7 protein-coding genes are annotated in these 7841 nt (G+C 67.2%); 1 reads left to right on the plus strand and 6 read right to left on the minus strand.

Features of this window, described 5'->3' with window-relative positions; translation table 11 throughout:
• The 3 genes from JOY90_RS12465 to JOY90_RS12475 form a co-directional block, all read right to left on the minus strand.
• A partial coding sequence (locus tag JOY90_RS12465) for a tripartite tricarboxylate transporter substrate binding protein (RefSeq protein WP_291691436.1) occupies positions 1 to 774 on the minus strand: 774 nt, incomplete at its 3' end.
• Positions 775 to 951: 177 nt separating this feature from the next.
• On the minus strand, positions 952 to 3051 hold the full coding sequence (locus JOY90_RS12470) for a hydantoinase/oxoprolinase family protein (protein ID WP_291691437.1): 2100 nt from the start codon (positions 3049 to 3051) through the stop codon (positions 952 to 954).
• Positions 3052 to 3053: 2 nt separating this feature from the next.
• Positions 3054 to 4709, minus strand: a complete 1656-nt coding sequence (locus JOY90_RS12475) for a hydantoinase B/oxoprolinase family protein (protein ID WP_291691438.1) — start codon at positions 4707 to 4709, stop codon at positions 3054 to 3056.
• Positions 4710 to 4828: 119 nt separating this feature from the next.
• Between JOY90_RS12475 and JOY90_RS12480 the strand changes: the two genes are divergently transcribed.
• Entirely contained in the window at positions 4829 to 5746 is a 918-nt protein-coding gene (locus JOY90_RS12480; protein ID WP_291691439.1) for a LysR substrate-binding domain-containing protein, read from the plus strand.
• Here JOY90_RS12480 and JOY90_RS12485 read toward each other — a convergent pair.
• The 3 genes from JOY90_RS12485 to JOY90_RS12495 form a co-directional block, all read right to left on the minus strand.
• Positions 5743 to 6792 carry an LLM class flavin-dependent oxidoreductase gene (locus tag JOY90_RS12485; RefSeq protein WP_291691440.1) on the minus strand — a complete coding sequence of 350 codons (1050 nt, stop codon included), beginning with the start codon at positions 6790 to 6792 and terminating at the stop codon, positions 5743 to 5745. The two genes, JOY90_RS12480 and JOY90_RS12485, sit on opposite strands and share 4 nt — an antisense overlap.
• A 161-nt stretch (positions 6793 to 6953) precedes the next feature.
• Complete coding sequence (locus JOY90_RS12490) at positions 6954 to 7388, minus strand: hypothetical protein (RefSeq protein WP_291691441.1); 435 nt, start codon at positions 7386 to 7388, stop codon at positions 6954 to 6956.
• A gap of 87 nt (positions 7389 to 7475) precedes the next feature.
• The coding region (locus tag JOY90_RS12495; protein WP_291691442.1) for an SDR family oxidoreductase at positions 7476 to 7841 on the minus strand (366 nt) is incomplete at its 5' end.

Here is a 7841-nt window from a genome sequence, read left to right on the forward strand (position 1 = left end):
CGACTGGAATCCAGGAACGGTTTCCGCGATCGTCGGCAGGTTCGGCTGAAGTGCTGACCGCTCCGTCGTGCTGGCGGCCAGCATCCGCAGCATGCCGGACTTGGCCACCGGAAGGGCGGTGGACAGATCGACAAATCCGACGCTCGCTTCACCCGACATCAGGGCCTGCAACGCCGGCGCGCCGCCCCGATACGGCACGTGCTGCATGCGGATCTGGGCCATCGACATCAGGAGCTCCATCGCCATGTGGCTCGTGCTGCCCGGGCCGGCGGAGGCGAAGTTCACCTCGTTCGACGGATGCTTCTGCACGTGATCCAGCAGCTCCGGGACCGTGTTGGCGGGAAAGGCCGGACTCACGCAGAGCATCTGCGGAGACCGCAACACCAATCCGACCGGCGCGAACGCCTTGTCGTTGTCATAGGACAGCGATTGCAGGATGTTCGGCGCGATGGCGTAGGTGCTGTTGGTTCCGAACAGGACGGTGTAGCCGTCCGCCGGCGAATGGGCGACCACGCCGTGACCGATCGTGCCCGACGCGCCCGGCTTGTTCTCAACGACGACGGCCTGACTGAATTCCGTCGACCACTGGTTGGCAAGCAGGCGCGCCGTCATGTCGGTGATGGCGCCGGCGGGCCAGGGCACGATGATCTTGATGAGGCGATCCGGATAGTGGTCCTCGGTCGCTCCGAGACCGGCGGGAAACAGCGGAAGAGCAGCCGCCGCGGCGAGCCAGCCGGACACGCGGCGACGCGACATTCCTGCATGCGCAGACATGATAATTTTCCCTCGTTACGACGTTCCGCGACACCCGGCCTGACCTGGAGACGTCTCTGAATCATTGAAGCTCGTCGTCTCGCCCTCACATGGAGCGTCGTCTCTCTCCCACGATCTGCGCACGTCCGCAGGCGTCCGCTTGATTTGTTCGCACTGGCGATCGTCATGGCCTGATGATCAGCCGAGCTCGATGACCAGGTTCTTCATCTCGTCCACCCTGACTTGCGCCCCCGGACCGACGACGCAGGTCGATTCACGCTCCTCGATCAGCGCGGGCCCGGAGAATGTCGCGCCCGCCGTCAGCGCATAGCGGTCATAGACCGAGCAGGTCTGCCAGCCGTGGCCCTCGAACAGCACCAGCCGCTCGCCGCGGTGCGCGCTCGCGCCCGCGGTTGCCAGCGATCCGCGCACACCGATGCGAATGTCGGTGCTCGGCGCGACGCAGGCGACACGCCAGCTCAGCACCTCGATCGAGGCATCCTCGACCAGGCGGGCGAAATGCGTCCGGTAGCTCGCGAAGAAACTCTCACGGATGATCGGAAGGTCGGCATCCGAAAGCGACAACGACGGCAGTCGCACGGGAATCTCGAAACCCTGGCCGACATAGCGCATGTCCGCCGTGGGCGTGCAGGTGATCCGCGCCGGATCGGCGCCCGCCTCGGTCAGCAGGTCTCGTCCGAGCTGCTCCATCTCCGACAGCAGCGCATTGACATGCGGCCAGTCGACGCGCTCCAGCCGTGCGACGTAGCTGCGCACCATCTCGGTCGCCGGCGGCGCGACCAGAAAGCCGAGCGCGGAGGCGACGCCGGCGCCGAGCGGCACGACGACGCGTCCGACCTTCAGCAGGCGGGCGAGGTTCCAGGCATGCACCGGCCCGGCGCCGCCGAACGCGATGATCGTGTACTGGCGGGGGTCCCTGCCCTTCTCCGCCAGATGCATGCGCGTGGCGGCTGCCATCGTCTCGTCGACGATGCGCTGCACGCCGAGGGCGGCGTCCTGCGGCGCGACGTCGATCTGCGCCGCGATCCCGTCGGCGAAGGCGCCGTTGACGCGCTCGAGGTCGAGCTTCAACTCGCCGCCGAGGAAGTAGGCGGGGTCGAGCCGGCCCAGCACGAGATCGGCATCCGTCACGGTCGGCTGCGTGCCGCCACGTCCGTAGCAGACCGGGCCGGGCACGGCTCCGGCGCTGCGCGGCCCGACCTTCATCAGCCCCGAGGTCGCATCGACATGCGCCACGCTGCCGCCGCCGGCGCCGATCTCGATCATGTCGACCACCGAGACCTTCAGCGGCAGGCCGCTTCCCTTCTGGAAGCGCCGCACGCGGCCGGCCTCGAAGGTGAACTTGTGATCCGGGGCGCCGTCCTCGACCAGGCACATCTTGGCCGTGGTGCCGCCCATGTCGAATGAGATGACGCGGTCGAGACCGGCCAGCCTCGCCAGGAAAGAGGCTGCCATCGCGCCCGCCGCCGGGCCGGACTCGATCAGGCGGATGGGATATTCCTTGGCCTCCCGCACCGTCGTGATGCCGCCGCCCGAGAGCATGACGTAGAGGCTGCCGACGAAGCCGAGCTTGCCGAGCTCGGCCTCGAGCCTGTCGAGGTAGCGCTGCATCAAGGGCTGAACATAGGCGTTGGCGCACGCCGTGCTGGTTCGTTCGTATTCGCGGATTTCCGGCGCGACTTCGGCCGACAGCGACAAGGGCAGCGCCGGATACAGGCGCCGCACGATCTCGGCTGCCCGCCGCTCGTGCGCAGGCGAGCGATAGGAATGCATGAAGGCGATGGCCAGCGCCTCGCAGCTCTCGCCCTCGACCAGTTGCCGCGCCGCCGACGCGACGGCGTCCTCGTCGAGCGCGAGCAGCACCTTGCCGTCGACATCGATCCGCTCCGGAATTTCCAGGCGACGGTGCCGCGGCACGAGGGTCGGCGGCATTTCCAGGAACAGATCATAGAGATCGTAGCGGGTCTCCCGGCCGATCTCGATCGTGTCGCGAAAGCCCTCGGTCGCAAGCAGCCCGACTTTCGCGCCGGTGCGCTCGATGATCGTGTTGGTGATCAGTGTCGTGCCGTGGACGACGCTGTGCAGATCGGATGGCTCGAGTCCGGTCTCCCGCAGCAGCCGTGCGATTCCGCCGATGATGGCGGCGCTCGGGTCCTCGGGCGTGGTGAGCAGCTTTCCGACGTGGACGAGATCGCTCGCCGGGTCGTGCAGCACGAGGTCCGTGAAGGTGCCGCCGACGTCGACGCCGATGCGGGCGGTGCGTGCTTTCGCGGCCATGCTCATTCCAGTCCGTAGTCGCGCTTGGCGGCCGCGGCCGAGATGTAGCCGTCGCGAAGATCGGCCTTCACCGCTTCGCGGCTGCGCAATGTCGGATCACCATAGCCGCCCCCGCCGGCGTAGAGCAGGACGACCCGACGTCCCGAATCGACCGACGTTCGCGACTTCGGATGCGGCTTGCTGCCGTCGTCGAGCGTGATCGCGGACGGCGCGCCATGCAGGCCGCCGCGGACGCCGTAAGGGGGGAAGCGATGGCGGTCGGACAGCAATGACAGCCGCACCGGCTGCCCGGCGCGGACCTCGATCTCGACTTCCTGGCCGAGGCCGCCGCGGAACATGCCGGGCCCGCCGCTGTCGGTCCGCAGCCGCTTCTTCCAGACCAGCAGCGGGGCTGCGCTCTCATAGGCCTCGATGCTGCCGGCGCCGACATTGGTCGGGAACGCTGTCGTCGGCAGCCCGTCCTTGTGCGGCGCCGCGCCCATGCCGCCGCTGGCGAACAGCACCTGCGAGAACCGCTGCTCGTCGCGGCCGACGCCGCTGAACAGCGCCCGCATGGTGGGGGCGCCGCCGCAATCGGCGATGATCTTGTCGTGCAGCACGGGCTCGAGCGCACGGTAGATCGCGCCCGCGAGCAGATGGCCGGTGAGCTGCCTCGCGCTGCACGGCGCCGGAAACACGGGATTGAGGATCGATCGCTCGGGCGCGCTCACGGTGATGGCGCGATAGGATCCCTCGTTGCGCGGCGTGAACGGATCCAGGATGCACTTGATCGGATAGACCGAGTAGGCGTGCGTGTAGTTCAGGACGCAATTGATGCCACGATCGATCTGGGCGGAGGTGCCTTCATAGTCGATGTGCATCGTCTCGCCGCTGACCGTGACGGTGCAGACGATGCGCGTCGTCTGCGCGTCGAACCCGTCGGCCTCGATCGTCGCCTGGTAGGTGCCATCAGGGACGGCGGCGATGGCGCGGCGCATCGCGCGATCGGTGCGGGCCTGGAGATGGGCGGACAGTTCCTGGAGGTCCGACAGGCCGGTGTCCTCGAGAAACTCGACGACGCGGCGGACCGAAACTCCGTTCGAGACCACCTGCGCCTCGAGGTCGCCCATGACCTGGCGCGGCACGCGAACATTAGCGCAGAGCAGGTCGACCACATCGCTGTTCCACTCGCCGGCGCGGATGAGCCGCATCGGCAGCACCCGGATTCCCTCCTCGAACAGCTCGCGGCAGTCCGCCGACCACAGCGCGCCGCCGACATCGGGCGAATGCGCGATACAGCCGGCGAAGCCTACGATCTCGTTGCGATGGAAGATCGGCGTCACCACCGTGAAGTCCGGCAGATGGCCGGTCGCGAGCCAGGGATCATTGGTGACCACCGCATCGCCCGGCCGCCAGGATTCGAGCGGAAATTTCGCCAGAAACGCCTTCGTGGTCCGCGGCAGGATGCAGGAGAACGAGGCGATGCCGCCGGTGTTCTCCGAGATGCTGTCGCCATTGCGATCCATCAGCACGGTGCCGTAGTCGTTGGACTCGCGCACGATGGTGGAGAAGGCGGTGCGGAGCAGCCCGGTCGCCGCCTCGTCCGCGATCGAGACCAGGCGGCTCCAATAGACCTCGAGGGTGATCGGATCGAAGGGCTCAGGCCTGCGGTCGCTCATCCGATGATCCGTGTCTCCCGCCGGTCGCTCCGATGCGCGCGGCGTGCTTTCACGGTAAGTTGACAGGAGCGATTGATAGCGTCCAATATTTGTTTCGACTGGATTGATATCGGACACGAATGGAGCTCCGCCACCTCCGCTACTTCGTCGCGCTCGCCGAGGAGCTGCATTTCGGGCGCGCGGCCGCACGGCTCGGCATCTCGCAGCCGCCGCTGAGCCAGCAGATCAAGAGCCTGGAGGACATCCTCGGCGTTCGGCTGCTCAACCGGACCAACCGGCGCGTCGAGCTGACCCAGGCTGGGCTGTTCTTCCTGGCCGAGGCGCGCGCGACCCTGGCGCGGGCCGAACGTGCGATCTCGGTCGCCACCCGCGCCCAGCGCGGCGAGCTCGGCGAGCTTCGGATCGGCATGTTCCCGTCGGCGCCGCTGCTGGCGCGGATCGGCGACGCGATCCTGACCTTTCGCCGCAACTTTCCCGACGTCCAGCTCGTCCTGAACGAGATCGAGAGCCAGCAGCAGACGCAGGGGCTGCTGGAAGGCCGCGAGCAGATCGCCATCGTCCGCAGCGCCGCGGCGCCCGTTCTTCCACCGGAGCTGCATGCCACCGAGCTGATCCGGGAGCCATTCCGCGTGGTCATGAGGAGCGACCACAGGCTGGCGAAGCGCCGGAAGATCCTGATCGGCGAGCTGGCGCGGGAGTCGTTCGTCTTCTACGGCGACCGCATGGGGCGAACCCTGCCGCACCAGGTCCTGGTGCTGTGCCGCTCGGCGGGGTTCGAGCCGCGCATCGACCAGCTCGCCAACGGCAACGCGACCATCACCGGGCTGGTCGCCGCCGGACTCGGCGTAGCGGTCGTTCCCGAGGCGATGTGCCAGTTGCGCTACAACTCCGTCGTGAGCCGTCCGCTCGAGACCGCCAACGCGACGACGTCGATCTGGCTGCTGCGCGTGAGCCGGGACGACTCGCCGCTGGTCGGCGCGTTCTGCAAATTGGTCATGAAGCGACGGTCCGACCTGAAGCTGGCCGGAGGCGGCTAGCGGAAACGCGGCATCACCTCCTGGCACAGCAGGCGCAACGCGTTCATGACCAGCGCGTGCGGGATCAGGCTGCCGGGGTTGAGCTCGGCCAGGATGCCGTCGAGCCCGATCTCCTCGTCCAGCCGCCGCAGCTTCTCGACCACCTGGTCGGGCGTGCCGACGATCATCTTGTCGCGCAGCGCATCGTCGTAGGCGACGGTCTGGAGCCGCTGACCGCGCTCGGCCCGCTGCTCGATGGCGCGCGCGCCCGACAGGGTCGCGGAAGCCTCGAGCCGCTCGCCGATGCTGCGAAACAGGTGCATGACGCTCTGTTCGGGCTCGCGCCGCGCCTGCTCCTCGGTCTCGGCGATATAGACCGGCACGCGCAGATAGACCTCGCCCGCGCCGCCATGTCCGGCGGCGCGGTAGGCCTCGCGATAATTGCGCACCAGCGGCGCCAGCTCCGGGAGCGTGCCGATGCGGGCGGCGACGAAGATGGCATGACCGAGCGCCCCGATCTGCGCATAGGTGTCGGCGCTGGTGGCGGCAATGCGGATCGGCGGCCACGGCTTCTGCCGCGGCTTCGGCACCAGCGCCACCTGCTCGCAGCAGAAATGCTTCCCGCGATAGCAGAAGCTCTCCTCGGTCCAGGCGCGCTTGACGATCTCCAGCGTCTCGGCGAAACGCTCGCGGCTCTCGTCATAGGGGACGCCATAGGCCTGATAGACGTGGGCGAAGCCGCTGCGTCCGACGCCGAAGATCAGGCGGCCGTCGCTGATCTGGTCGACGGTCGCGGCTTCCTCGGCGAGCCGCAGCGGATGGCAGAGCGGCAGCACCTGAACGGCGGTCCCGATCTTGATCCGGCGCGTGCGCTGGGCGATGGCTGCCGCAAGGATCAAGGGCGATGCCAGCACCGATCGATCCGGGGCGAAATGCAGCTCCGCCAGCCACATGGCATCGAGGCCCCACTGCTCCGCTGCGTCGACCAATTCGAAGGATTGCGCGAAAGCTTCGGCTTCGCTGATGTCGGGCGATTTCTGAAACTCGTGGAACAGGCCGAATTCCATCCGTTCCTCCCACCGGCCCGCTTGTTTTGGCGCGACGACGTTGTTCGCCGCTCGCGAGCTCGTTGCCGGACAGCATAACACGTCGCCGGCGGGAACGCGTGGAAAAACGCAACTCCCGTCCGCGAATACGACGAGCATCGGTGGATCGTGGATGCAGGCAACTATAGATTGCTCTGCAGGTACGCGAACACGAAATCGACATCGTTGGATGATTGATAGTTGATCGTGTAGTCGATCGCGCCGTCCTTCATGGCGATCGACCGTTGCGCCCCGAAGGCGCAATTCAGGCTCTTGATCTTCTTCACCGCCTCCTTGCCGAGCTGGGAAGCGCATACGCGCCGTATCCCGCCGAGCACCGCGCTGCAATAACTGGACGGGCTGTACCTGGTCCCCCCGGCCGCAGGCACCGGCACGTTCGACCAGTCGAATTTGGCCGTCATGTCGGTCCCACACTGCTTGCTCGTCAGTGCCAGACTGTCGGCCAGGTGTTTCTCTTCCGAAGCGAAATACTCCTTGTCCTTCAGGGATTGCGCTTGGGACGCCGAAAGGCAGACCGCGGTCGCAGCGAAAACCGCACGGAGATGAACTTTCATCATCGATCGAAGATCCTGGATGGTCGAATGAAGGGAGTGCGTGCCCGCAATGCATCCCGATCATGTCAATTGTCGGGGCGCCGATCTCCGTTACAGGCGGCCGCCGTCGACTGACAGAATTTGCCCGCTGATCCAGCCGGCCTGCTCGCTTGCCAGGAACAGCGCGGCCGACGCGATGTCCTCCGGCTTGCCGAGACGACGGGTGTGCAGCGAATCCAGGATGCGCTGCTGGCCTTCCGGTCCGTAGGCCGCCCATTGCGCGTGCGTCGCCGGATTGGTCAGGATCAGACCCGGCGCGACCGCGTTGGCCGTGATGCCATGCGGACCGAGCTCGAACGAAAGCTGCCGCACGAGACCAACCACCGCATGTTTCGCCGCGGTATAGGCCTGGATGTTGGTCATGCTCGGCCGCAGGCCGGCGCCGGACGCGATGGCCACGATCCGACCCCAGCCGGC

It is taken from the genome of Bradyrhizobium sp., assembly GCF_019242285.1.
GTDB lineage: Bacteria > Pseudomonadota > Alphaproteobacteria > Rhizobiales > Xanthobacteraceae > Bradyrhizobium.

Excerpts from the sequence above, each read along its gene's own strand:
- JOY90_RS12470 (WP_291691437.1), bottom strand. The coding sequence starts at position 3,051 with ATGGCCGCGAAAGCACGCACCGCCCGCATCGGCGTCGACGTCGGCGGC.
- JOY90_RS12475 (WP_291691438.1), bottom strand. The coding sequence starts at position 4,709 with ATGAGCGACCGCAGGCCTGAGCCCTTCGATCCGATCACCCTCGAGGTC.
- JOY90_RS12480 (WP_291691439.1), top strand. The coding sequence starts at position 4,829 with ATGGAGCTCCGCCACCTCCGCTACTTCGTCGCGCTCGCCGAGGAGCTG.
- JOY90_RS12485 (WP_291691440.1), bottom strand. The coding sequence starts at position 6,792 with ATGGAATTCGGCCTGTTCCACGAGTTTCAGAAATCGCCCGACATCAGC.
- JOY90_RS12490 (WP_291691441.1), bottom strand. The coding sequence starts at position 7,388 with ATGATGAAAGTTCATCTCCGTGCGGTTTTCGCTGCGACCGCGGTCTGC.